This window comes from Bifidobacterium mizhiense, assembly GCF_020884755.1.
Taxonomy (GTDB): domain Bacteria; phylum Actinomycetota; class Actinomycetes; order Actinomycetales; family Bifidobacteriaceae; genus Bombiscardovia; species Bombiscardovia mizhiensis.
Map to the genome: position 1 here is coordinate 288352 of NZ_BPWE01000001.1, position 23049 is coordinate 311400.

A 23049-nucleotide genomic window follows, 5' to 3' on the forward strand; every position below is an offset into this window, starting at 1 on the left:
CATGGCAAAAGGCCGCCCTGATGCCCTGATAGTTAGCGGGCATCGGTCGGCCTTTATCCGAATCATTGCTCAGTTGTCCAAAGGACGATCCGCATCGGGGGTCAGTTCCTCCGGCAGGGTCAGTTTTAGCTGGTCCAAGCTGGGGGCCGACTGATCGACAGTATGGTCAGGAACCTGATCGGAGTCACCTCTTTCAGATCCACTCGCTGCTGGTTCCGAATCGCTGTCAGCATGGGCATCCTCAGAGGAAACGGGCTCGGAGGCCGCGACCGCCGCTTTTGCCTTATCGGATTCATCATCTGAAACATCTGCATCGGCCTCGGCATCAGCCAGGGCAGCGATCCGATCGGCTTGCTCACGACGAGCCTGATGCTCATCCTTCTCCTGCTCCAGGGCGCTGAGAACGCCGTGAATGAAGGAGGGGGCATCAGCATCAGAGAGGGTCTTGGCTAAGGACAAGGCCTCATCGATGGCCACCTTGTCAGGAACGTCAGGGTTGTAGAGCATCTCCCAGGCGGCGATACGCAGAATGTTGCGGTCGATGGCATGCATGCGGCTCAGCGGCCACCGGGTGGAATGGGTCTGCAGGGTCTCATCGATATTTCGACGATGTTCTGCCACACCCTCAACGATGGTCACGGCATAGGCAGGCAGAGGTGTCTGCGCCCCCGGCCGAGCCTTGCGCTCCTCCAGCAGGGAGAGGAAATCCTGGCTCTTTTCATCGGCCTCATACAGGGTGTTCAAGGCCCGCTTACGGGCTGTGGAACGTGCCATGGATGTGTGGTTTCCGCCTTGCTCAGTTCTCGCGGCCCAGGTAGGACCCGTCGCGAGTATCCACCTTGACCTTCTCGCCCTCGCCCACGAAGAGGGGCACCTGGATCTCAGCCCCGGTCTCCACAGTGGCGGGTTTGGTGCCTGCGTTGGAGCGGTTGCCTTGGACGCCGGGCTCGGTTGCAGTCACGGTCAGCACCACGGATGCGGGCAGCTCCACGGACAGGGGGTTGCCGTCATGGAAGCTGATGATGCAGTCGGTGCCCTCAAGCAGGAAGCGCTCCTGATCGCCGACCAGGGCCTCGGGGATGTTGACCTGCTCGTACGTGTTCATATCCATGAAGACGAAGGAGTCGCCGTCCCGGTAGGAGTACTGCATGGTTCTGTTGTCGACGGTCTCGAAGTCCATCTTCATGCCCGCATTGAAAGTGCGATCCACGATCTTGCCCGAGAGGACGTCCTTGATGGTCGTGCGCACGAAGGCCGGCCCCTTGCCCGGCTTGACGTGCTGGAACTTGATGACGGTCCAAAGCTTGCCGTCAAGGTTGATGACCGATCCGTTCTTGATGTCGTTGGAAGTCTGTGCCACCTTGATACCACCTCATTCTGATGAACGTTCCTTCGGAGGGCTCCTGGCCATCTGCCGAAAGCACCGGGCCACACAGGATCCGGCCCGCTCGCGATAAATCCTCGCCTATTATGCCACGGCGCATGAACACCGCGGCTGGTCCGGCGACAAAGCCTGCCGGATATGGGCGGGGCCCGGAATCACAGAAAGGATTCCGGGCCCCGTCATTGGATCGCGTCGACAAGCGACAGGCAATCCTACTCGATGATCTTGGTGACTCGACCTGAGCCGACCGTGTGGCCGCCTTCACGAACAGCGAAGGTCAGACCTTCCTCCATGGCGACGGGCTGAATCAGCTCGACGGAGAAGGTGGCGTGATCGCCGGGCTGAACCATCTCCACGCCCTCGGGCAGGGTGATGACACCGGTGACGTCGGTGGTCCGGAAGTAGAACTGCGGACGGTAGTTGGAGAAGAACGGCGAGTGGCGTCCACCCTCGTCCTTGGTCAGCACGTAGACCTCGCCCTCGAACTTGTGGTGAGGAGTCACGGTGCCGGGAGCAGCCACAACCTGGCCGCGCTCGACGTCCTCACGGCCAATGCCGCGCAGCAGCAGACCGGTGTTGTCGCCAGCCTCGGCCTCGTCCATCTGCTTGTGGAAGGTCTCGATGGAGGTGACGGTGGTGGACTGGGTGTCGCGCAGGCCGACGATCTCCACGTTGGTGTTCACGGGCAGCTTGCCGCGCTCGACACGGCCGGTCACCACGGTGCCACGGCCGGAGATGGTGAAGACATCCTCGATGGGCATCAGGAAGGGCTTGTCCAGGTCGTGGACAGGAGTGGGGATGTAGTCGTCGACGGCATCCATGAGGTCCTTGATGGTCTGGACCCACTTGTCGTGGTCAGGTGCATCGTCATGCAGGGCGCCGTAGGCGGAGGTGCGGATGACGGGGCAGTCGCGGTCGAAGCCATTCTCGTCCAGCAGATCGCGGACTTCCTCCTCGACCAGCTCGATCAGCTCTTCGTCGTCAACCATGTCGCACTTGTTCAGGGCGACCAGGATCTTCGGCACGCCGACCTGGCGGGCCAGCAGCACGTGCTCGCGAGTCTGGGCCATGGGGCCGTCAGTGGCGGCGACCACCAGGATGGCGCCATCCATCTGGGCAGCGCCGGTAATCATGTTCTTGACGAAGTCGGCGTGTCCGGGGCAGTCCACGTGGGCGTAATGGCGCTTGGCGGTCTGGTACTCGATGTGCGCGATGTTGATGGTGATTCCGCGCTCCTTCTCCTCAGGAGCAGCGTCGATCTGAGCGAAATCGTACTCGGGGTTGACGTCCGGGTACTCCTCATGCAGCACCTTGGAGATGGCCGCGGTCAGGGTGGTCTTGCCGTGATCGACGTGGCCGATGGTGCCAATGTTAACGTGCGGCTTGTTCCGCTCGTACTTTTCCTTTGCCATTGTGTTTTGTCCTCCTGGACGTCTCGTAGGTTGCCTGCACGAACCACGCACAGAGCACTCGCTACATATTACTGGGTTATCGGGTTCTTTGCCACTTTTGCCCTCCGCCCAGTCAGCGCTACAAGAGTGTAACGCCGACTTGTGACAGAAGAGCCTTGTTGCGGCGGCCCGCCGTGGCGGCGGACCGGACCGGCATTACTCGCCCCGCTGGGCCTTGATGATCTCGTCGCTGACGGCCTTGGGGACCTCAGCGTAGGAGTCCATCTGCATGGTGAACATGGCGCGCCCCTGGGTCTTGGACCTGAGGTCACCGATGTAACCGAACATCTCCGACAGGGGCACCTTGGCGTCGATGACCTTGACACCGGTGGCGTCGGTCATGGACTGGATGGAGCCACGACGGGAGTTGATGTCACCCATGACGTCGCCCATGTACTCCTCGGGAGTACGAACCTCGACAGCCATGATGGGCTCGAGGATGACGGGCTTGGCCTTGGGAGCAGCCTCCTTGAAGCACATGGAGCCAGCGATCTTGAAGGCCATCTCCGAGGAGTCGACCTCGTGGATCTGACCATCGGTCAGGGTCGCCTTGACGCCCACGACCGGGAAGCCTGCCAGCACGCCGGACTCCATGGCCTCCTGCACACCCGCATCGACCGAGGGGATGAACTCCTTGGTGATGTGGCCGCCGGTGACCTTGTTCTCGAAGATGTAGGACTCGCCCTCGGAAGTGTCCAGGGGCTCGAAGTTCATGAGCACCTTGGCGAACTGGCCGGAACCGCCGGTCTGCTTCTTGTGGGTGTATTCCTGGTTCATGACGGGCTTGCGGATGGTCTCGCGGTAAGCCACCTGGGGCTTGCCCACGTTGCACTCCACATGGAACTCGCGGCGCATGCGATCCACCAGGATGTCCAGCTGGAGCTCGCCCATGCCGGAGATCAGGGTCTGACCGGACTCCTCGTCCGTCTTAACCTGGAAGGTGGGGTCCTCCTCGGAGAGCTTCTGCAGGGCGATGCCCATCTTCTCCTGGTCGGCTTTGGTCTTGGGCTCCACGGCCACCTCGATCACAGGATCGGGGAAGGTCATGGATTCCAGCACCAGCGGCGCCTTCTCGTCGCAGAGGGTGTCACCAGTGGTGACGTTCTTGAGCCCGACGAAGGCGTAGATATTGCCGGCGATGGCCTCGTCGACCGGATTCTCCTTGTTGGAGTGCATCTGGAAGAGCTTGCCGACGCGCTCCTTCTTGTCCTTGGTGGAGTCCAGAACAGTTTCGCCCTGGGCCACCTTACCGGAGTAGACACGCACGTAGATCAGCTTGCCGTAGAAGGGGTGGGTGGCCACCTTGAAGGCCAGGGCCGAGAAGGGCTCGTCCACGGTGGGCTTGCGGTCGATCTCGACAGACTCGTCGCCGATCTTGTAGCCCTTGATTGCCGGCACATCCTCGGGGCTGGGCAGGTAATCCACGACCGCATCCAGCATGGGCTGCACGCCCTTGTCCTTGAAGGCGGATCCGCAGAAGACCGGGAAGGCCGACTGCTCGATGGTCATCTTGCGCACAGCGGTGCGGATCTCCTGCTGGGAGATCTCCTCGCCGCCCAGGTACTTCTCGAGCAGGTCCTCGTCAGACTCGGCAACAGCCTCAAGCAGTTCGGTGTGGTACTGCTCGGCCTTGTCCTTGAGATCATCGGGGATGTCGATGGTCTCGTACTTGGCGCCCAGGTCGGCCTCGTCCTTCCAGTAGTAGGCGACCATGCGAACCAGGTCGACCACGCCGTGGAAGTCGCTCTCAGCGCCTATGGGCAGCTGCATGACCAGCGGCTTGACGCCCAGCTTGTCCTTGATGGTGTCCACCGAGTAGTAGAAGTCGGCGCCCAGCTTGTCCATCTTGTTGATGAAGCAGATACGGGGCACGCCATACTTGTCGGCCTGACGCCAGACGGTCTCGGACTGGGGCTCCACGCCCTCCTTGCCGTCGAACACTGCTACAGCGCCATCGAGCACACGCAGGGAGCGCTCCACCTCGGCGGTGAAGTCCACGTGGCCGGGGGTGTCGATGATGTTGATCTGGTAGCGATCCTCAGGATCGTGGGACTGGCGGTTCCAGAAAGCCGTGATGGCGGCGGAGGTAATCGTGATGCCACGTTCCTTCTCCTGGTCCATCCAGTCCATGGTGGAGGCGCCATCGTGGGTCTCACCGATCTTGTAGTTGACGCCGGTGTAGTAGAGGATACGCTCGGTCGTCGTTGTCTTGCCGGCATCGATGTGGGCCATGATGCCGATGTTGCGGACCTTGGTCAGGTCCGTGAGCACGTCTTGTGCCATAATTCCTTGTTCTCGCTCTCTTGGGATTACCAGCGATAGTGGGCGAACGCCTTGTTGGCCTCGGCCATCTTGTGGGTGTCCTCACGGCGCTTGACCGCGGCACCCAGGCCGTTGGAGGCATCAAGGATCTCGTTGGCCAGCCGCTCCGACATGGTCTTCTCACGACGGGCGCGGCTGTAATCGGTCAGCCACCGCAACGAGAGCGTATTGGCGCGGTTCGGCTTGACCTCGACGGGGACCTGGTAGGTAGCGCCGCCGACACGACGGCTGCGGACCTCCAGGCTGGGACGAATGTTGTCCAGGGCGCGCTTGAGCACGGCCACAGGCTCCTGGTCGGTCTTTTCCTTGACCTGCTCCAGAGCGGTGTAGACGATGTTCTCAGCGATGGACTTCTTGCCGTCCAGCAGGATCTTGTTGATCAGCTGGGCCACCACGGTGGAACCGTAGATGGGATCGGGCAGGAGCTGGTGCTTTTTAGCTGGTCCTTTGCGTGACATGTGTTACTTGGCCTTCTTTGCTCCGTACAGGGAACGGCCCTGCTTGCGATCCTTGACTCCCTGGGTATCCAGTGCACCGCGCACGATGTGGTAGCGCACGCCGGGCAGATCCTTGACACGACCGCCGCGCACCAGCACGATGGAGTGCTCCTGCAGGTTGTGGCCCTCGCCGGGGATGTAGGCGGAAACCTCGATGCCGGAGCTCAGACGGACACGGGCAACCTTCCGCAGAGCCGAATTCGGCTTCTTGGGGGTGGTGGTGTAGACACGGGTGCACACGCCGCGACGCAACGGGCTGCCCTTGAGTGCCAAAGTCTTCGACTTGCGAGGCTTGGCCTTGCGCCCTTTGCGGACGAGCTGTTCAATTGTTGGCAACTGACTCTCTCCGATTCCTTCGATGAACTTGTCTTCGTTTGCACTGCGAGACCGCCGCACCGCAGCCGCAGTCGCTCCTAGGAGGAGAGATCAGCCACTGTCCACCGGCCCGATGGCCCCTGATCCTCCTGCCGGGCATTGCTGCCTGCACTCTTCGGATTCGGGGATATCCCGACAAGCTCACCTGTGACATAAGGCGTGCTGTCGGCACACACGATGAAAAGTATATCACCGGGACAGACATGACAATGCCTGGGACTTGGAAGTATGCTCTGGGCTTTGCTCACTGTGATGACGTACCGGAACCGTTTATAAGAAGCCCCCTGCAACAGACCTTATATTTACAGATACCTATAACGCAGTCCTACATACATAGATATACAGATAGGTATCAAAAGTACGTATTTGGATCAGTAAATAGAGATGCCGGAAACATCAATGCCAGCGTCTACTTACCTTCCTTTTCAAGAGCCTGGCGAATGTAGTCGCGCAGAATTAGGGCATGGTTGACGGCGGGATCCTTGGCTGCATAGACCAGTGTCGTCCGATCGTGTTCGCGCACGATGCTCAGCAGATCCTCCAAGGCGGGATTGTCGTCCAACTCAGTGCGGTAGCGGCGCGCAAAGTCCTCAAAGCGTTCAGGATCATGGTGCCACCAGCGCCGCAGGTCCGGACTGGGTGCGACTTCCTTGAGCCAGCCGGACAGGGTTGCCCGCTCCTTGCTGACACCGCGCGGCCAAAGCCTGTCGACCAGGATGCGGACCCCGTCCTCGTCAGCGGCCTGCTCGTATACGCGCTTGATATCCACCTGACCCATCATCTGCCTCCTGAAACCAGGAACCTGTATGATTCATGGCTCCTTCAACCATGATATTGACCGAATCGGCGTTACGGAAGAGGCCGTGACAGCCGCACCGGGGCGTAGGCTGTGAGTATGCTTACAGACGCAGACAAGGGCAAGGCCGCCGGGTCAAAGGGCAGCAGACCAAGCCCTCAAGCCCGCAAATCAGCAAAATCGACCGGAGCAGGATCCAAGGGGCGTCAGTGGCGGCGGCTATGGATACCCGACCAGATAGGCGGCTGGGCCATGGCCTTGATGCCGGGACTGGCCGGTCTGCTGATTGGAGGCCCGACCTGGAGGAGCCTGCTGCTCATGGTCGCCTGGGCTTTCTGCTACTGCTTTGAGTTCACTGGCTCGCGGTGGATGGTTTCACACCGAGCTGCCAGATTCGCGCCACCAGCTTTGGGATACGCCCTGCTCACGGCCGTGACCGGACTGATTCTATTGGTCGGCACCCCTGGGCTCCTGCGATGGGCACCGCTCTACTTGGTGCTGGGCGTGCTGAACTTTGCCGCCGCCTGGATGCGCACGGAACGCTCATGGTGGAACGATACGGTGGCCGTGATTGCGGCCTGCACGCTTTGCCTGATCGCCGTCTCCCTAGGGTCACAATTCCAAAAGCCTGGATCAGGACTGGATGGTGCCAATTCTGGCTACTTCGGATGCCAACCGAACCCTGCTGTGGACTGCTTCGCCAATGGATTCCTGCCAAGCGCCGCCCTGCCATCGATTGGAGTGGTCAGTGCAGTTGTCTTCGCAGTGACCCAGTTCGGTTCGGTCATCTTCGTCAAGACCATGATTCGCGAGCGCGGCAAGACCTGGTGCTACCTGCTTTCGCTGGCTTGGAACCTGGCCCTCTGCCTGATTGGGGTCGCCATGGTACGCACAGCAGGATGGTGGCCTTTGTTGTCCGCCGTGGTTCTGCTGGTGCGTGCGGCCTTGTTGCCTGCAATCGCCCGTCGGCGCCGCATTCCCATTCTGTATGTGGGCCTGGTCGAATGCGCAACCAGCCTGCTGGTCTTCATTCTGGTGATCGCCCAAGCTGGCGTGATGACTACGGCTCTGACTGGCCTGCTCGGCGCATGACTGCAGGTTTGGCCACACCTGTCACCCACGTCACCCATGGGTTCGGGCCTGTTTGGGATGAACAGTCCCGTGTACTGATCCTTGGATCCATACCCAGCCCGAGTTCGCGCGAGGCTGGCTTCTACTACATGTTTCCGCGCAACCGCTTCTGGCCTGTGCTGGCCGCACTCTTCGACCAGTGTGTTCCAGAGCCTGATCCAGCTGTCCGCACCGAGTTCGCGCTCAAACACCGCATCGCCCTCTGGGATGTCATCCAAGAATGCGACATCCACGGTGCCTCCGATGCTTCAATCATCAATGTCGTGCCAACCGACATCACCGGTTTGCTGGACCGTGCGCCTATCGACACCATATTCACTACAGGACGCAAGGCAGGCCAGCTTTACCGTCGGTACTGCCTGCCAAGCCTGCAGGAGAAGGGGTATCGACCAACGATGATCAATCTGCCATCCACCAGCCCCGCCAATGCCGCTCAGAGCCTGACCGATCTAATCAAGGCCTACCAGCCCATAAGAAAAGCACTCGACGAAGAAGAGCATCATATACAAGACACTCACATCGAATGTGGCTAATAGACAAATACCAGCAGTCAAAGCCCAAGATGTTAAGAACCTTCCCAAGAAAGAATTCGCCTTCCCTGGCACAGAACGCGATAGGCTGGTAACCGCAATTCTAGATGGACAAAAAATGCTACGGCCTGGCTGCGGCAAAGTTCATCCACGATCATGAGCCACTCCCCAGCTCCGATCGGCTAACACTTCTGGCAAACTCAGATGACCAGCCAGTTGCCGTCCTTAGATATGCCTCAGTGGAGGTGACCCAACCAGGTTTGGTCACGTGCCAGCATCCCCTGAATGAAGGAGAGGGCCATAAAAGGCGGATGAATTGGCACGAGGCTCATAAGTCCTTCTGGACGTCAAAGAGCGTACTACAAGTGCTGAATGGTCCGGATTTCAAGTCGATAACCGAACCTCGGTTGTGCTGGAGAGTTTTATGTAGAAGCGATGGTCATGAACTGAAAGCCCAAAGACAGAGCACAACCTTTGCAATATGGGTCACGCTTCACCGGCGTGCCATGTCATGCCATCGTGTATAGTTTCATCTGTTGCATTGATCCGCCATGCGGGTCGATTCACCATGGTGGCTATAGCTCAGTTGGTAGAGCACCTGATTGTGGTTCAGGAGGTCGCGCGTTCGAGCCGCGTTAGCCACCCCACCTTTAAATCCCTACTCCCGAATGGGAAACAATGGTTTTATAACATGTGACCAAACTACATCCATAGTCGATTTTGTGTGCCGTTTGTATGCCTAAGTGAGCAAAAAGCTAGCGACTCGCCCTGTACCTGGGCTCTATCTCACGCATAGCCCTCTCGGCTGCTTCATACCGGATTGAAGTGAGCCGCTCACTCCCTTGCAGGCTTAAGCCTTAGATCTTCTTTTCCTGGCCAAAGTATTTGTACGAAAGGATAAAGAGGAGCAGTTACCGAGTAATTGAAAGATACTATCGGACATTATATATACCAATATGATAGTTTTTCAACCGTCTTTATCTGACAGTTAGGCACACCTCCCGTCCTAATTAAGAGGAGGAATTTCATGACAGCTTCGAAACGCAAATAGGCAATACACTCGGTATAAAGGAAATCAATGAATGGAGACGATATGACACTAAAGCCAAGCAACAAAAAGATAAAAACAATAATAGCATATGCTATATCTTTAATATTGGCAATCATTGTTACATGCATTTTGAAACCGCTGGATCACTTCCGGCCTCGGGGTTATAGTACGTTGACTAGTAACTCCTGGAAAGTCTTCATATGGTGCTTGTATGTAATAGTTTTATGGGCTTACCTCTCCCTTCCAATCCCTTTAATTGTTACTGTCGCACGTTCATCAAAAGGAAGCAGCCGAGACCAGCAAAAAAAGATACGAGAAGAACAAAAAAAGATAAAAAAAGAAAATAAAGAAAAATATGAACAATCATACGGCATAAAACTTTCGAAGAATATTGTAATTACTTTAATATCATTGCTGTACTGCCTTTACCCACTTCTATTGTTTACTCATCATTTAGATTTTTCACACACCGTTGTTTTCACAGCGATGACACTAATTGAAGTAACAGTTGTCCTTTATGCGGGATTTGATATGGTTCACAGCAATAATTTACGTTGGTATTTGAGAACTGCACCATACTGCATAACTGGCTTGGCTTATATCATGTGCTATTGGTTAGCAGTAATAAATCATCATGAAGGCACTTTTTTTAAAGATGATCCACTCACCACTGCAGTTCTGTCCTTCATTACTATTACTTACTTCGTCCAAGTATTCAACGAAAGATTCTGCAAAGAACAGGACGCAAAGTCCAAAGACGAAAAAACTGTCCTTGCTTCAGGAGATCAAAGCGAGGACGTAACAAATAGTAGTGACCCAGCCGATGATGACAGGACTGACCCGTCTATGGCAGATGGAACTGACAATGAGTGATCCCAGTGCATAAAGCAAAGTCTTGGATTTTGTTGTCCTTATGAATTTCATATTAAGTAACCGTAAATTGTGGACTAAATAGATCATATAAAGGCAAAGCTTCCACATTCAACATGTACAAAACGTACCTTGCTTTCTACAGATTTATGGCTACCTCGGTTCTAGCCTAACCTTATATAATGGGTGTAGGCTATTAACTGACATAGAGAATTTTCTAGTATTTAATGCGCCTGTTATATCGCGAAACACAACAATAGGCATTAGATTCGTAATATCTGTATTCTCAACTTTTTGCAATAATATCAATAATGGCATCTATCGCCTCGATTGCTGACAGCATTGAATCCTCGTTGCTCCATCAAAGCAAAAGAGCTGTCCTAGCCTTACTGATTCTAGCGAATTTCACGCCATTCCTGATATCACCACAAGCATGGTTATAAAACTTCCAGAAGAATTATTGTACGTAACGCAGTACATCATTTCCCCAATACTGTCAACGAACAAAACTACAATCCTTCCAACTTAATCTCACAGAAAAAATGATGAGGCCACAAACTTGTAGCCGACAGGAATGATCGAAAAAAAAAATAAACTTGATGAATCGACGACTCACGAGCCCCTCTAGTACTGGACATAATAAAACTAACTCCATGCAATCACCTCCCTACCTCTCAGCTCACAATGATTGTTGATTGTTCTTCGACGAACCGTAAATACTCGTAAGTGATTCGGCCGCGAAAGTCCCTGCACCACGATGATGCCTGTCTTGTGCCAATCAATGCCACTTCTACAGAGAAAAGACACATAAACTATGCAACAGTGATCTTTTTTTCATCAGGCTGCCAGAAGACCTACAGCGTGAAAAGAAAAAAGAAAGTCAAACCTTGGAGGGTTAGTTGAGAAGCAATCAAAATGAACATGCGAACAGAAAAAGAGTTAGTCATGGTGATTCTCAGATACGCAACAGCCAACGGAACTGGGGCGGAGACAAACATGAACAGCTGCAAGAGAAAAAGAATATTGAAGTGCCGAAAAGTACTTCCTCTTCAAACAACAACAGTCAGAAAAGTTCTGATCAGTCAGCAGCGAGAAACATAAACCATGTATCGGAATTAGCAGCAAATGCACCCAAGCCAAAGCCTGCAGCAGAGCAAACAGGCGAGAAGGAAGGCAGGGACTCATCCAGCAAGGACGCTGGTCATGGCAGACCTGAAGCACAAAATAAGCAGGAACAGGCCGGTCACGCAGACAGAGAGCATGATGGTCCCTCTCATGACGACAAGCCGAGCCAACCCAATAAGACTGCCGCAAAGGATGCGCCTGTATCTGCCGAGAAGCCATCTCAGCCAACTAAAGAAAGCCAACCTGCCAAACCACCCAAGGCAAAGAACCATGAATCCTTCTATCTAGGCCTGGCCTCAGCAGTCCTAGTCGCAGCTTTGGGGCTCAGCCTGAGCACCATGCCGATCTTCTTCTCCCTGCCTCTCGCCGCAGTCTTATTCGGAATCGGCATTTGGCTCCTCTCCTATGCCAGCTTCAAGTCTCCCGGCAAGCCGGAGGGAGAGGGAACGGAGACGGACAGGCATACCAGGACGGTAGTCGTGGCGACGGTCCTTCTGGTGCTGCAGACCTTCATCATGGATGTCTTCATCTTCACCCGAATGGGAACAGTCGGCAAACACCAGAACGCCATCGTGATCACCTGGATCATCGCCAGCATGATCGAGACCCTGGCTGCCTTCGCCCTCATCTGCCATCACAATCCCCTGCAGTCCAAGCCCAAGGATTCCGTGGCAAACGACAAGCACGAGGGAAAGGAATAAGGCACCACAGCGCACATAAATCAGAAGCGACGCACAAGTCCAGAAAGGCGGACTGACCGTCAATGTGAGACCGCCACAGCAGACGAACAAATCAGGCAGCCTAGTTGTTCTGTTCGCCAAGGTCTCGTGCTCACTGAGGTTTTGCGTCTCAGGGTGCCGCGTATCATTCTTGAAGACGCGCGGCACCCTAGCATGATCAACCCACATACAGTAGCTGGTCATAGCTGGAAACTGTCGAATGGACAGGGCTGCGATGCCATGCGCTATGCCGACCGGCTCCCCAAAAATTCGGTAACAAACCGTGAGTCCATTCCTCGGACGTTACAACTCTTCAGACGTTGCATAGGTCGCGCGGGTGCAGCTATGCGGGCACAGCTTCATACTCCTTCTATTTTTCGTCCACATTCGGAAAATACCTTGAGCTTGGTCCCTTCTCGACAGATACTTATAAAGCGCAAGCACATACAGGCTGCATTAACCTCCCAACAGCAAGGTGCAGCAACTAGAATCAATGGTGAAATTGCTCACACACAGTTGTGCTTGAAAAAGGAAAGACATGAGTGGACCAGAACAATCCCACATAACCTTCGGGGTCCTCAAAGAAGCTGACGATCATGAGTCCCGTGTGGCCCTAACCCCTGACATCGTGACCCGGCTGACCAGGCAAGGCGTTACCTGTCTATTGGAGTCCGGAGCAGGAGCTCGAGCCGGCTTCCGTGATGAGGACTACCAACAGAAGGGGGCCACAGTCACCGACAGGGATAGCGTCCTATCCAAATCAGGAGTCCTGGGTTTTGTCAACAGACCGGATAGCTCATTGCTGAAGCAGATTCCGGCCGGAACATGGATCATCGGCATGCTGGGGTCTTTGAGCGACACTGACTACATCACATCCTTGGAGGCCGCCGGGCTTACCGGAATCGCTATGGAGCGCCTCCCCCGACAGCTCAGCTCGGCCCAGTCCATGGATGAGATGACCTCACAAAACTCGGTCATGGGATACAAGGCGGCCCTGGTGGCTGCCGATGCCTATGGATCCTTCTTCCCTATGATGACCACTGCAGCAGGAACCATCCGACCAGCCAAGGTTCTGGTCCTGGGCGCGGGGATTGCAGGCTTGCAGGCCATCGGGACCGCAAAACGTCTGGGAGCCGTAGTCACCGCCTATGATGTCAGACCCGCTTCCAGGCAGGAGGTGGAATCCCTAGGAGCCAAGTTTCTCGACCTGGGATTGGACTTCTCCAAGGGACAGGGCCAGGGCGGCTACGCGCGGCAACTGACCGATCAGGAGCAGGCCCAGCAGCAGGCCGCGGTGGATGCCAAAGCGGCAGGCTTCGATGTGGTCATCACCACGGCCAAGGTTCCTGGTGGAAAGCCTCCTCGCCTCCTGAGCGCCAAGGGTGTGGCCAACCTGCATCCGGGAGCTGTGATCGTGGATTGCGCCGCCAGCGACCTGGGTGGCAATGTCGAGGGATCACAGGTGGGAACCAGGACCACCGACAAGGGAGTCATCATGATCGGGGCACCATACCTGGCCAGCGGTGTAGCCACGACGGCCTCCAACCTCCTGTCCAGAAACGTAGCGGACGTATTGATGCACTTCCTTCGTGATGGCGCGCTCAGCATCAAAGCAGACGACGAGATCGATCAAGCACTGGTTGTATTTAATGCAACCGAATCCGGCACACATGGAAGCACTGATGCCCCAGATGCCGAAGAGACCGAAGAGAAAGGTCAAGAGCAATGAATTCTGTGGTCATAGCAATTACGCTCTTCATTCTGGCGCTGCTGATCGGCGTGGAGGTGATTGGCAAGGTTCCGGCCACGCTTCACACGCCGCTCATGTCGGGCGCCAACTCCATTCATGGCATTGTGATCGTCGGAGTAGTCATCATCGCGGCAGAGGCTCACTCCCCGCTCTCCTACATACTTATTTTCCTGGCTGCCGTCCTTGGCGCCATGAATGTGGTGGGCGGCTACGTGGTGACCGATAGGATGCTGGAGATGTTCAAGTCCTCCAAACCCGACAAGGGAAAGGATAAAGCCGGCCAGGACGAACAGGCTTCGTCCGCCACGACCGAGAGCACTAAGAACGAGGGAGTCGACAAGTGAACACCCTCGACATCATCACCTGGTTCGTCTACCTCCTTTCCTCAGTCATGTTCGTCATGGGCCTGCACTACATGAATTCCCCCAAGACGGCCCGTACAGGCAATCGAATTTCGGCAGCAGGCATGGTCATCGCCGTGGCCATGGCCTTCATCCACCTGGTCGCCACCGGTTTCACCTCATCCCTGGCCATCGTTCTGCTCGTGCTTGGCATCCTGATCGGATCCGCAGCAGGGGTCTACTCGGCCAAGAAGGTCAAAATGACGGACATGCCTCAGCTGGTTTCCGTCTTCAACACGGTCGGCGGCGGCGCTGCAGCCCTGGTCGCCCTAAACGACATATTGACTTCAGAGGGCACACCGACTCTGGTGGTGCTGATCACCGCCGGCCTGGGCGTGGTCATCGGTTCCATCACCTTCACCGGCTCCCTGATAGCTGCCGGCAAGCTCCAGGGCATCAGCCTGATCAAAAACCTGAAGCTGCCAGCAAAGGCTGTCTGGAATGTGCTTTTCGCCCTGTTGACGGTCCTCTGCCTAGTCATGCTCTGCCTGAATCCTGTCAATCGGACCCTGTGGGCCATCCTCACAGCCATCTTCGCCCTGGGCTATGGACTGGTCTTCGTCATCCCCATTGGCGGCGCCGACATGCCCGTGGTCATCTCCGTCTTGAACGCCTGCACCGGCACAGCTGTGGCCATGAACGGCCTAGCCATCGACAACGTGGCTCTGATCGTGGCAGGCGCTTTGGTTGGTGCAGCAGGTGCCACTCTGTCCGTCCTGATGGCCCAGGCCATGAACAGGCCGCTCCTGAGCGTCCTAGCCGGAGGGTTCGGCGGTTCCTCTGTCAGCGCCAGCCAGGATCAAGGTGCCCAAGGGACCATGAAGGAGACCACACCCGACGATGTGGCAGTCCAGCTGGTCTATGCCGACAAGGTCATCTTCGTTCCCGGCTTCGGTCTAGCACAGGCCCAGGCACAACGTGAACTGGCCGATCTGGGCGAGCTGCTCAAGGGCCGAGGCGTGGAGGTCTCCTATGCCATCCATCCTGTGGCCGGCCGTATGCCTGGACACATGAACGTCCTCTTGGCCGAGGCCAACGTCCCCTATGAGGAATTGATCGACCTTGATGACATCAACCCCCAGTTCCCCTCAGCCAACGTCGCCTTGGTAGTGGGCGCCAATGACGTGACCAACCCGGCCGCACGCCGACCAGGGACCGCAGTCTCCGGCATGCCCATCCTGGACGTCGACAAGGCCCAGCACGTTGTCGTCCTCAAGAGAGGCAGAGGCAAGGGGTACGCCGGCATCGAAAATGAGCTCTACTTCAACCCGAACACACAGATGCTCTTCAACGACGCCAAGGTCAGCCTCCAGGCAATCATTGCCTCCGTCAAGGAGCTCATAGCCTGAGCATATGCTGTAGTCAGAACCATGGCTCCGGATCGGCTTGGCTGGTCCGGAGCCAATTATCATCGAACCGGAAGGACCCACATGCTGTCATTCGTCAACGACTATTCCGAGGGAGCCCACCCCGCAGTCTTGCAGCGGCTGATCGATACCAACATGGAGCACCTTCCCGGTTACGGCAAGGATCGGTACTGCCTCTCCGCCGCTCAGAAGATCGCCCAGGCCTGCGACTGCCCCAAAGCCCAGGTCTATTTCCTGGCCGGCGGGACCCAGACCAACCAGGTCGTCACCTCCTGCCTGCTGAAGTCCTACCAGGGAGTAGTCGCCGCAGATACCGGCCATGTCAACGTCCATGAGGCCGGCGCCATTGAAGCCGTAGGCCATAAGGTCCTGACCATTCCCGGCGAACAGGGCAAGATTCGCGCCGAGGACCTTAAGGCTTTCCTGGAAGGCTTCTACGCCGACGAAAACCATGAGCAGATGGTCTTCCCCGGCATGGTCTACATCTCCCATCCCACCGAGTATGGAACCCTCTACACCCGTCAGGAGCTGGAAGACCTCTCGCAGATCTGTCAGGAACACAAGATTCCGCTCTACCTGGACGGAGCCAGGCTGGGGTACGGACTGGTGGCCCCCGGAACCGACGTTGATCTGACGGACATAGCCCGTCTCTGCGATGTCTTCTACATCGGCGGAACCAAGGTGGGCGCACTCTGCGGCGAGGCGGTAGTCTTCCCCAAGGGTAATGCTCCCGAGCATTTCAGCACCATGATCAAAAGAAGGGGAGCCCTTCTGGCCAAGGGAAGGCTCCTAGGGGTACAGTTCGATGTCCTCTTTACCGATGACCTCTACCTGCGCATCAGCCGCAACGCCATCCAGACAGCAACGACGGTCAAGAAGGCCCTGCGAGAGAAGGGGTATCAGATTGTCATGGACTCCCCCACCAATCAGACCTTCGTCCGCCTGGACAATGAGCGCATGGAGGAGCTTTCCAAGCAGGTCGCCTTCGACTTCTGGGAACGCAGCGATGCCACCCACACCGTGATCCGACTGGCCACGTCCTGGGCGACGACAGTCGAGGACACCCAGGCTCTGATCAATTTGCTGTAAAAGCCGCTCACACCGATCCAAGGCAAGACCCGCATCCTGTGTGTACCCCTCCCTCTGCCAGTCAGCTTTGAGGGAGGGGCATTTGTATACATATGGCTTTCATCCCACACTGTTGGACATATCACACACTTCCGAGGTGAGTGCAAAGCTGTCGTTCAGTAAGATTTTTATTGCAACGATGCTGATGCACACATCCCCGCCCTAAGGATAGGGGGCGGAAATGCTTCAACGATGAAAGGAAGCTTATGAAAGCCGTTGTTTTCGAACAATTCAACACCTTCCCCACTCTCAAGGAAGTGCCGGAGCCGACCCCTGGAAGCGGCGAAGTTCTGCTCAAGGTGGCTGGGGCAGGTTGCTGCCATTCCGACGTCTCCGTCTTCCAGGACTACACCCCAGAAACCGGGAGCCACACCAAGCCTCCATTCATTCTGGGGCACGAGACCACTGGTTGGGTCGAAGAGGTAGGACCCGATGTCACAGGCTTCAAGAAGGGTGATGCCTACATCGTCTATGGGCCCACCGGATGCGGTCACTGCCCTCACTGCGTGGCCGGCCAGGAGAACTACTGCTCCAGCGCCGCGACCAATAAGTCACTGGCCCTGGGTTTGGGTCGCGACGGCGGCATGGCCGAATACATGACTGTCCCTGCCCGCAACCTGGTACCCCTGGGCGATGCGGATCCAATCGGTGCAGCACCCCTGGCTGACGCTGCCCTGACTCCCTACCACGCCATCCGGGCTGCCATGCCCCACCTGAACGGCGGCGGAAAGTACGCTCTGGTCATTGGCCTGGGCGGACTGGGCCAGATCGCCATTCAGATTCTGCACGCTCTGACCGGCGCTACCGTGATTGCCACCGATACCAAGCCGGAGGCTCTGGCCAAGGCTGAGGCCAAGGGTGCCATTCCCGTTATGAGCGACGAGCACCAGGTGGAGAACATCAGGAAGATCACCCATGGCGAGGGCGTGGATGCTGCCTTCGATTTCGTGGGTGTAGCCCCGACCATTGCTGCCGCACAGGCTTCAGGCGGCCCGGGATCCCGGGTGACCGTGGTCGGCATCGCCGGCGGCAAGGCGGAATACGACTGGTACTCCAAGCCCTGGGAGCAGGAGCTGCTTGGCGTTTACTGGGGCTCCATCCCTGAGCTCTACGATGTGGCCAACATGTATCGCAACGGCCAGATCGAGACCGAGATCGAAACCTATTCGCTGGACAACGCTCTGGACGCCTACCACAAGCTGGTCGACAACAAGCTCTCGGCCAGGGCTGTTGTAGTTCCCCACACCAAGGCTTGATTTTCCCTCGAATGTAGACGGAGAAGCGGCTTATCCGTTGACCGGATTTAAGCACAATCAGATTCATGTACTGACACCGTTCTTCGCCTACACGCGCTGATGGCCGGTCATGGTCTCGTCATGAAGACCGTGACCGGCCACAGCATCTCACCGAGTTCCCCCAAGCCTGCGTTATTTACAGTGCGTTCGATTGCGGAGCATCGCTCATTAGCAAGTGGGCCAAGAAAATACCCCTGCTGGATTCCAAGCTCATGGAACCGCCCAGCGAATCCACCAGGGAGTCGACAATACTGAGACCCAGACCTGTGCTTCTGATCTTGGTCCGTGATTGATCATCGGTCTGGAACCGTTCCATGAGCCTGTCCACATCGACGGCTCCGCCCTTGGTTTTGTTGCCGAAGTCCAGATGAATCCGCCCGTCTTCACCCTTGTGCAGGTCCACCCAGGCTGATTCCTCCGCATACTTGAGCCAGTTGCCGATCAGGTTCTGAATTATTCGACTCATCATGGTCTGGTCCGTCGTAATTTCCACACCAGTTTGGATTCTGGGCTCCACCGTGACTGACCGCGCAGTCAAAGAATCGAAAGCGTTGAAGAGCTCCTGTTGAACCAGTTCCGATAGGTTCACCCTGGTCAGATCCAGGCTCACGCTCTTCTCCTGTATCAGATTGAAATCCATCAGGTAATGAAGATAATGATCCACCGACTGCAGGTTGTTGAGGATCTTGCCCAATTGCTTCTGATCAGCCGATCCCTCCTTGAGCAGCTGGGCGTATCCCCTGGCCACGGTCAAAGGGGTCTTGATGTCATGGGTTAGGTTGGTCAGCATCTGCCGGACTTGCTTGTTCTGCTCAGCCTGGGTGATCTGCAGTCGTCTGGTCTTGTTCAGAACGGCGTTGATCCTATCTGCCAGAGTGCGGATGAGCCCGATATTGGACCCTGTGGTTACCAAGGCATTGGTGTCGGCATGGTTGATGAAATCCAGATCATCACTGATCCGCTTGAGGTCGGCAGTCAGCATTATCAGGCCAATCGCCAAGGCGAGGGCGACAAGACCCAGAACAAGTGCAACCACCTTCACGGATTCACCTCCGACGACCCCTTATTCATCGTTCTTCCTTCCATCCGAATTCAAACCAAGCGAACGCCGATGCCCCAGACCGACACGATGTAGCGCTGACTGCCGGCATACCTGTTCAAACTGGTCCGCAAGGTGCTCAGATGCACATTGAGAGTATTCTCAGCATTGATGTATGGCTGGTTCCAAACCTGCCTATAGAGGTCCTCCTTCTCGAAGACCCGATGCGGATGGTCCATCAGAAGCTCAAGAATGGCGAATTCCTTGCGGGCCAGATCGACCCGGTGCCCATCAACGCTGACCGTGTGCTCCATCCGGTCCAGCTCGATCCCCTGGAAACAAATCTTGGCATCGGATTTACCTGCTGCATCCGCGCCCGCTTTCAGCGCTCCGGATTGGCGCAGCTGAACTTGGACGCGAGCGCGGAGCTCGTCAATGTCAAATGGCTTGGTCACATAATCATTGGCGCCCTGCTCCAGGAGGCTGACGGTCCTGGTCTTGTCCTGGATGGCCGTGAGGATGATGACCGGCACCGATGACATACGCCGAATGGCCTTGAGTACGCTGTCCCCGGTGACTACGGGGAGCATCAGATCCAGAAGAATCAGGTCGGGTTCCTCCTGCTGGAAGCGAGCCAAGGCCTGGGCACCCGTCGTCGCCTGGATGATTCGGTAGGTCCCTCCCAACACATCCTTGAGCAGGGACTGGATGTCCTCCTGATCCTCCACGACCAGAATCGTCGGCATACTTTCTTCCTTTCGCAGGTCACTCTCATGTTACTGAAGCCGCCTAACGATGCCGATCTCGCCCAATCGGATTTATGAAATTCTTAATGATTTCTTGGCCAAGCACTTAAGAAAGGCATTTTAGATTCTCTGATAGCGACACAAAGAAAGGAACTCCATGGACGATGCCATTCTGGATATCAGCCATGTCAGCAAACGGTTCGGCCGCTTCCAGGCACTGGACGATCTCAGCCTCTCCATAAACAAGGGCGAGATCTACGGGCTGATCGGCGAGAACGGCGCTGGCAAAACCACCCTGATGCGTCTGATCACCGGACTGTCCCCCATACAAAAGGGGAGCATAAGGCTGATGGGGCACACGATTGGCAAGAACAGCCGGATACTAAGCAGGATAGGCTCAATCATTGAGGCCCCGGCTGCCTTCAAAAAACTCACCGTCAGCCAGAACATGAAACTGACAGCCATCCAGCACGGGCTGGCCGACGGCAAGGCCATCGATCAGACCATCGACTTCGTCGGCCTGAGCGAAAAGGCCAAGACTCGGGCCGGTCACCTCTCTCTGGGCCAGCGTCAACGCTTGGGTCTGGCCATGGCCATCCTCACCCGACCCGATTTCCTGATTCTGGACGAGCCCATCAACGGCCTGGACCCGGCAGGAATCATGGAATTCAGAACACTCCTGGACAAGCTCAACAAGGAGCGCCAGACGACCATTCTCATCTCCAGTCACATTCTGAGCGAACTTTACCTGGTCTCCTCCCGGTTCGGATTCATCAGCCACGGCCGCCTGATCAAGGAGGTAGACAAGGATGAACTGGATCGGATCAATCAGAATGGACTGTTGATCGACGTGGACCAGAGTTCCAAGGCCGCCATGATCCTGGATCGCGAGGGAATCGGCCCCTTCCAAGTCCTTGACGACCATCAGATTCTGATCAAGCAGGGGAATCTGGAACCGGGCCCCATCAACAGACTTCTGGTTCAGGAAGGCATCCTGGTCAATCAAATCAACCAGCAGAAGGGATCGCTGGAGGAATATTTCGCAGATCTGCTGAACAAGGACTCTCAAGAGTCGAGGAGACAACAATGATTAACCAGATCAGGGCCGACTTTTACAGGCAGCGACGCTCCATCGGCATGTTGATTCTGCTGATTGCCACTGTGGCCCTCGGCATAGTGGCCACATGGTGCAAGACGACCATAGGAATTAGCACTGGGGGCGAAGAATACGATCATAAACTGGTGGAAATCGAAGGCCAAAGCTGGACCATCAGGACTGGCCTGCAAGTGGGTGTCGCCTCCGCCTCGTCTCTAATTTACTTTTACATCGCGGTCTTTGTTATCGTCATTGGTGCGGAATACAGCCAGCACACCTTGAAGAACACGCTGACATCGGGAATCTCGCGGATACAGTTCATCCTGGGCAAGTACGTGACCATCCTGACTGACATCATCCTTCTGACCCTGTGCTACTTCATCACTATTCTGCTGACCGGACTAGCCCTGGGAAGGAAGACTGGGGCCGGCTGGGGCATTTTGTGCAAGGATGTCGCTGTCATGACCCTATCAGTCAGCTTCTGCATTTCCGTCATCATCAGCCTGGGCATCGTCCTGTTGATCATTACCAAATCCCTGGTCATTCCAGCGGTGGTGATTGTGATATGGCCCATTCTGATCGGCATCGTGGAGTTCACTGCGAAATGGAAATGGCTGAAATACTTCGACTTCGTCGGGTTCGGCGAACAGATTGTCTTGAACACTCTGACGGCCGATCAGGTCTGGATCTATGCCGGAGTATCCGTGGGCGTGGTCCTGGTGGCTATCTTCGGGTCGGCTCTGATCATATCCAAGCAGGAAATCTAAGCCAGGTTAGACTGCACCTGTTCCGGCTCTTGATCGCTGACGGCCTGCACAGCCATATGGGCAAAGGCCCTGACGGAGGTATCCAGAGAATAATGTTCCTTGGCATGTTCGGCGTAGCGTCCGGACCAGACTGCAAGGGCATCAGGATGGTCTATCCACCAGTCGATTTGCTCAGCCAGGGACCGGGCCCTGCCGACCGGGAAGAGCGAGTGCTGCGTCAGGGCGAAGTGTCCTGCGGCACTCAGATCAGACTGGGCGATGATCGGGACTGCGCCGCAGGCCATCCCCTCCAGGACGCTGACGGATTCCAGATCCGCGATGGACGGGTGGACCAGCAGGTCGGCCTGCCTGAGCAGATCGGGCATGGTCGAGTTCTGATGGAATCCAATCGAAACCTTCATGCCGGCCAGCTGCCGGGCGGCTTCCGTTCTCAGGCACCGCTCCATGGGACCTGTACCTGCTATGGTCAAGCTGATCCTGTATTTGTTCCGGCACAAGGCCAGGGCACGGATCAGGGTCAGATGATCCTTTTCCCGAGCCAGCCTGCCGGAGGCCACGACCTGGATCAACCGACCGGATCGCTGCCTCTCGTATCGGTCACCAGGGTTGAACCTGGGCTGGTACCCGTTGGATATGACGTGCAGACGGGCCTTGTACCCATGCGAGCGCAGCAGGTCGGCCGTCAACTGGGTAGGAACGTGGATGTGCCCGACATGGTCGTAGAGCCAGAACCGAAAGAGCCGGTAGATGGCCGCATCTACCCCGGGCAGCCAGCGCAATGGGCCTGCGGAATAAGTGATGTTCTCAGGCTGAATGTGAAACCCTGCGGTCACCGGTATGCCCATGGACCTGGCCTGTGCCAGGGCGGCCCGGCCGAAGGCGAAGGGCTCATAAATATGGACCAGGTCAACACCGGTAAAGGCCCTTCGGAAAAGTTCCGGATCAGCACGAGCGAAGCTCATCTGCTGCCTGGCCGCCACACGGGAGACCAGAGGAATTCGATGCACTCGCGCCGGATACTCGGTCGATCCAACCCCCACCAAGCGGACCCTATGCCCCAGCGCTTCCAGACCCTGGGCGTATTGGATGGCGGAGTTGGAAGTCCCGTTGCCCCTGTTGCCAAAGGAGTCCAGAACCAGGGCCAGCGTCAGGCGCTTAGGATCCCTCATCAGCCTTCCCCCTGCTGTTCATCATTAGCAGCTTTGGGTC

Annotated in this window: 22 protein-coding genes and 1 tRNA gene; 13 read left to right on the top strand and 10 right to left on the bottom strand. The window is 56.5% G+C overall.

Features of this window, described 5'->3' with window-relative positions; genetic code table 11:
- Positions 1–69 precede the first annotated feature (69 nt).
- The 7 genes from nusB to LPC22_RS01205 all read right to left on the bottom strand — a co-directional run bounded on the left by nusB (position 70) and on the right by LPC22_RS01205 (position 6807).
- Positions 70–774, bottom strand: a complete 705-nt coding sequence (gene nusB / locus LPC22_RS08430; protein WP_373312850.1) for a transcription antitermination factor NusB — start codon at positions 772–774, stop codon at positions 70–72.
- A gap of 22 nt (positions 775–796) precedes the next feature.
- The gene (gene efp / locus LPC22_RS01180) at positions 797–1360 is read right to left on the bottom strand and encodes an elongation factor P (protein ID WP_015022137.1); all 564 of its coding nucleotides are present in this window, start codon (positions 1358–1360) and stop codon (positions 797–799) included.
- 236 nt (positions 1361–1596) lie between these two features.
- Positions 1597–2796, bottom strand: coding sequence for an elongation factor Tu (gene tuf, locus LPC22_RS01185; RefSeq protein ID WP_024626601.1), 1200 nt, complete (start codon positions 2794–2796; stop codon positions 1597–1599).
- Between the two features lie 195 nt (positions 2797–2991).
- Complete coding sequence (gene fusA, locus LPC22_RS01190) at positions 2992–5118, bottom strand: elongation factor G (protein ID WP_045924656.1); 2127 nt, start codon at positions 5116–5118, stop codon at positions 2992–2994.
- A 26-nt stretch (positions 5119–5144) separates the two neighbouring features.
- On the bottom strand, positions 5145–5615 hold the full coding sequence (gene rpsG, locus LPC22_RS01195) for a 30S ribosomal protein S7 (protein ID WP_015022140.1): 471 nt from the start codon (positions 5613–5615) through the stop codon (positions 5145–5147).
- Positions 5616–5618: 3 nt separating this feature from the next.
- Positions 5619–5990 carry a 30S ribosomal protein S12 gene (gene rpsL / locus LPC22_RS01200; protein ID WP_015022141.1) on the bottom strand — a complete coding sequence of 124 codons (372 nt, stop codon included), beginning with the start codon at positions 5988–5990 and terminating at the stop codon, positions 5619–5621.
- Between the two features lie 448 nt (positions 5991–6438).
- A complete protein-coding gene (locus tag LPC22_RS01205; RefSeq protein WP_229131727.1) occupies positions 6439–6807 on the bottom strand; it encodes a DUF488 domain-containing protein in 369 nt (122 codons plus the stop codon).
- Between the two features lie 117 nt (positions 6808–6924).
- Between LPC22_RS01205 and LPC22_RS01210 the strand changes: the two genes are divergently transcribed.
- The 11 genes from LPC22_RS01210 (at position 6925) to LPC22_RS01255 (ending at position 18153) form a co-directional block, all read left to right on the top strand.
- Complete coding sequence (locus tag LPC22_RS01210) at positions 6925–7917, top strand: YwiC-like family protein (RefSeq protein WP_229131728.1); 993 nt, start codon at positions 6925–6927, stop codon at positions 7915–7917.
- Positions 7914–8489, top strand: a complete 576-nt coding sequence (locus LPC22_RS01215) for a DNA-deoxyinosine glycosylase (protein ID WP_024626605.1) — start codon at positions 7914–7916, stop codon at positions 8487–8489. The genes LPC22_RS01210 and LPC22_RS01215 overlap by 4 nt, the downstream gene beginning before the upstream one ends.
- A 104-nt stretch (positions 8490–8593) precedes the next feature.
- Positions 8594–9013, top strand: coding sequence for an ASCH domain-containing protein (locus LPC22_RS08435; protein ID WP_155804661.1), 420 nt, complete (start codon positions 8594–8596; stop codon positions 9011–9013).
- Between the two features lie 44 nt (positions 9014–9057).
- Positions 9058–9133: transfer RNA gene (locus LPC22_RS01220), tRNA-His, on the top strand.
- Positions 9134–9564: 431 nt separating this feature from the next.
- Complete coding sequence (locus LPC22_RS01225; protein WP_155804662.1) at positions 9565–10410, top strand: hypothetical protein; 846 nt, start codon at positions 9565–9567, stop codon at positions 10408–10410.
- Positions 10411–11306: 896 nt separating this feature from the next.
- Positions 11307–12233 carry a hypothetical protein gene (locus tag LPC22_RS01230; RefSeq protein WP_155804663.1) on the top strand — a complete coding sequence of 309 codons (927 nt, stop codon included), beginning with the start codon at positions 11307–11309 and terminating at the stop codon, positions 12231–12233.
- Positions 12234–12789: 556 nt separating this feature from the next.
- A complete protein-coding gene (locus LPC22_RS01235) occupies positions 12790–13980 on the top strand; it encodes an NAD(P) transhydrogenase subunit alpha (protein WP_024626609.1) in 1191 nt (396 codons plus the stop codon).
- A complete protein-coding gene (locus LPC22_RS01240; RefSeq protein ID WP_024626610.1) occupies positions 13977–14345 on the top strand; it encodes an NAD(P) transhydrogenase subunit alpha part 2 in 369 nt (122 codons plus the stop codon). The genes LPC22_RS01235 and LPC22_RS01240 overlap by 4 nt, the downstream gene beginning before the upstream one ends.
- Positions 14342–15751: an NAD(P)(+) transhydrogenase (Re/Si-specific) subunit beta gene (locus LPC22_RS01245; protein WP_024626611.1), complete on the top strand. Its 1410-nt coding sequence runs from the start codon at positions 14342–14344 to the stop codon at positions 15749–15751. The genes LPC22_RS01240 and LPC22_RS01245 overlap by 4 nt, the downstream gene beginning before the upstream one ends.
- 81 nt (positions 15752–15832) lie before the next feature.
- Positions 15833–16858 (top strand): threonine aldolase family protein, encoded by a 1026-nt coding sequence (locus LPC22_RS01250; RefSeq protein WP_024626612.1) that lies wholly within the window; start codon positions 15833–15835, stop codon positions 16856–16858.
- A gap of 245 nt (positions 16859–17103) precedes the next feature.
- Positions 17104–18153, top strand: a complete 1050-nt coding sequence (locus LPC22_RS01255; RefSeq protein ID WP_024626613.1) for an NAD(P)-dependent alcohol dehydrogenase — start codon at positions 17104–17106, stop codon at positions 18151–18153.
- A gap of 175 nt (positions 18154–18328) precedes the next feature.
- Here the strand turns inward: LPC22_RS01255 and LPC22_RS01260 are convergent, their stop codons facing one another.
- Together LPC22_RS01260 and LPC22_RS01265 are read right to left on the bottom strand one after the other, a co-directional pair.
- Positions 18329–19234, bottom strand: a complete 906-nt coding sequence (locus LPC22_RS01260) for a sensor histidine kinase (RefSeq protein WP_216476347.1) — start codon at positions 19232–19234, stop codon at positions 18329–18331.
- A gap of 50 nt (positions 19235–19284) precedes the next feature.
- The gene (locus tag LPC22_RS01265; RefSeq protein ID WP_024626615.1) at positions 19285–19977 is read right to left on the bottom strand and encodes a response regulator transcription factor; all 693 of its coding nucleotides are present in this window, start codon (positions 19975–19977) and stop codon (positions 19285–19287) included.
- A 157-nt stretch (positions 19978–20134) separates the two neighbouring features.
- On the opposite strand from LPC22_RS01265, the gene LPC22_RS01270 reads away from it, so the two are divergent.
- Together LPC22_RS01270 and LPC22_RS01275 are read left to right on the top strand one after the other, a co-directional pair.
- A complete protein-coding gene (locus tag LPC22_RS01270; RefSeq protein ID WP_229131729.1) occupies positions 20135–21067 on the top strand; it encodes an ABC transporter ATP-binding protein in 933 nt (310 codons plus the stop codon).
- Complete coding sequence (locus LPC22_RS01275) at positions 21064–21840, top strand: ABC transporter permease (RefSeq protein WP_229131730.1); 777 nt, start codon at positions 21064–21066, stop codon at positions 21838–21840. The genes LPC22_RS01270 and LPC22_RS01275 overlap by 4 nt, the downstream gene beginning before the upstream one ends.
- On the opposite strand, the gene LPC22_RS01280 is transcribed toward LPC22_RS01275, so the two are convergent.
- Complete coding sequence (locus LPC22_RS01280; protein ID WP_229131731.1) at positions 21837–23009, bottom strand: glycosyltransferase; 1173 nt, start codon at positions 23007–23009, stop codon at positions 21837–21839. The two genes, LPC22_RS01275 and LPC22_RS01280, sit on opposite strands and share 4 nt — an antisense overlap.
- Positions 23010–23049: the final 40 nt, after the last annotated feature.

Coding starts and splice junctions, on each gene's coding strand:
- LPC22_RS01235 (WP_024626609.1), top strand. CDS start 12,790: ATGAGTGGACCAGAACAATCCCACATAACCTTCGGGGTCCTCAAAGAA.
- fusA (WP_045924656.1), bottom strand. CDS start 5,118: ATGGCACAAGACGTGCTCACGGACCTGACCAAGGTCCGCAACATCGGC.
- tuf (WP_024626601.1), bottom strand. CDS start 2,796: ATGGCAAAGGAAAAGTACGAGCGGAACAAGCCGCACGTTAACATTGGC.
- LPC22_RS01255 (WP_024626613.1), top strand. CDS start 17,104: ATGAAAGCCGTTGTTTTCGAACAATTCAACACCTTCCCCACTCTCAAG.
- LPC22_RS01240 (WP_024626610.1), top strand. CDS start 13,977: ATGAATTCTGTGGTCATAGCAATTACGCTCTTCATTCTGGCGCTGCTG.
- LPC22_RS01270 (WP_229131729.1), top strand. CDS start 20,135: ATGGACGATGCCATTCTGGATATCAGCCATGTCAGCAAACGGTTCGGC.
- LPC22_RS01280 (WP_229131731.1), bottom strand. CDS start 23,009: ATGAGGGATCCTAAGCGCCTGACGCTGGCCCTGGTTCTGGACTCCTTT.
- LPC22_RS08435 (WP_155804661.1), top strand. CDS start 8,594: ATGGACAAAAAATGCTACGGCCTGGCTGCGGCAAAGTTCATCCACGAT.
- LPC22_RS01225 (WP_155804662.1), top strand. CDS start 9,565: ATGAATGGAGACGATATGACACTAAAGCCAAGCAACAAAAAGATAAAA.
- LPC22_RS01250 (WP_024626612.1), top strand. CDS start 15,833: ATGCTGTCATTCGTCAACGACTATTCCGAGGGAGCCCACCCCGCAGTC.
- nusB (WP_373312850.1), bottom strand. CDS start 774: ATGGCACGTTCCACAGCCCGTAAGCGGGCCTTGAACACCCTGTATGAG.
- LPC22_RS01265 (WP_024626615.1), bottom strand. CDS start 19,977: ATGCCGACGATTCTGGTCGTGGAGGATCAGGAGGACATCCAGTCCCTG.
- LPC22_RS01205 (WP_229131727.1), bottom strand. CDS start 6,807: ATGGGTCAGGTGGATATCAAGCGCGTATACGAGCAGGCCGCTGACGAG.
- rpsG (WP_015022140.1), bottom strand. CDS start 5,615: ATGTCACGCAAAGGACCAGCTAAAAAGCACCAGCTCCTGCCCGATCCC.
- LPC22_RS01215 (WP_024626605.1), top strand. CDS start 7,914: ATGACTGCAGGTTTGGCCACACCTGTCACCCACGTCACCCATGGGTTC.
- LPC22_RS01210 (WP_229131728.1), top strand. CDS start 6,925: ATGCTTACAGACGCAGACAAGGGCAAGGCCGCCGGGTCAAAGGGCAGC.
- LPC22_RS01275 (WP_229131730.1), top strand. CDS start 21,064: ATGATTAACCAGATCAGGGCCGACTTTTACAGGCAGCGACGCTCCATC.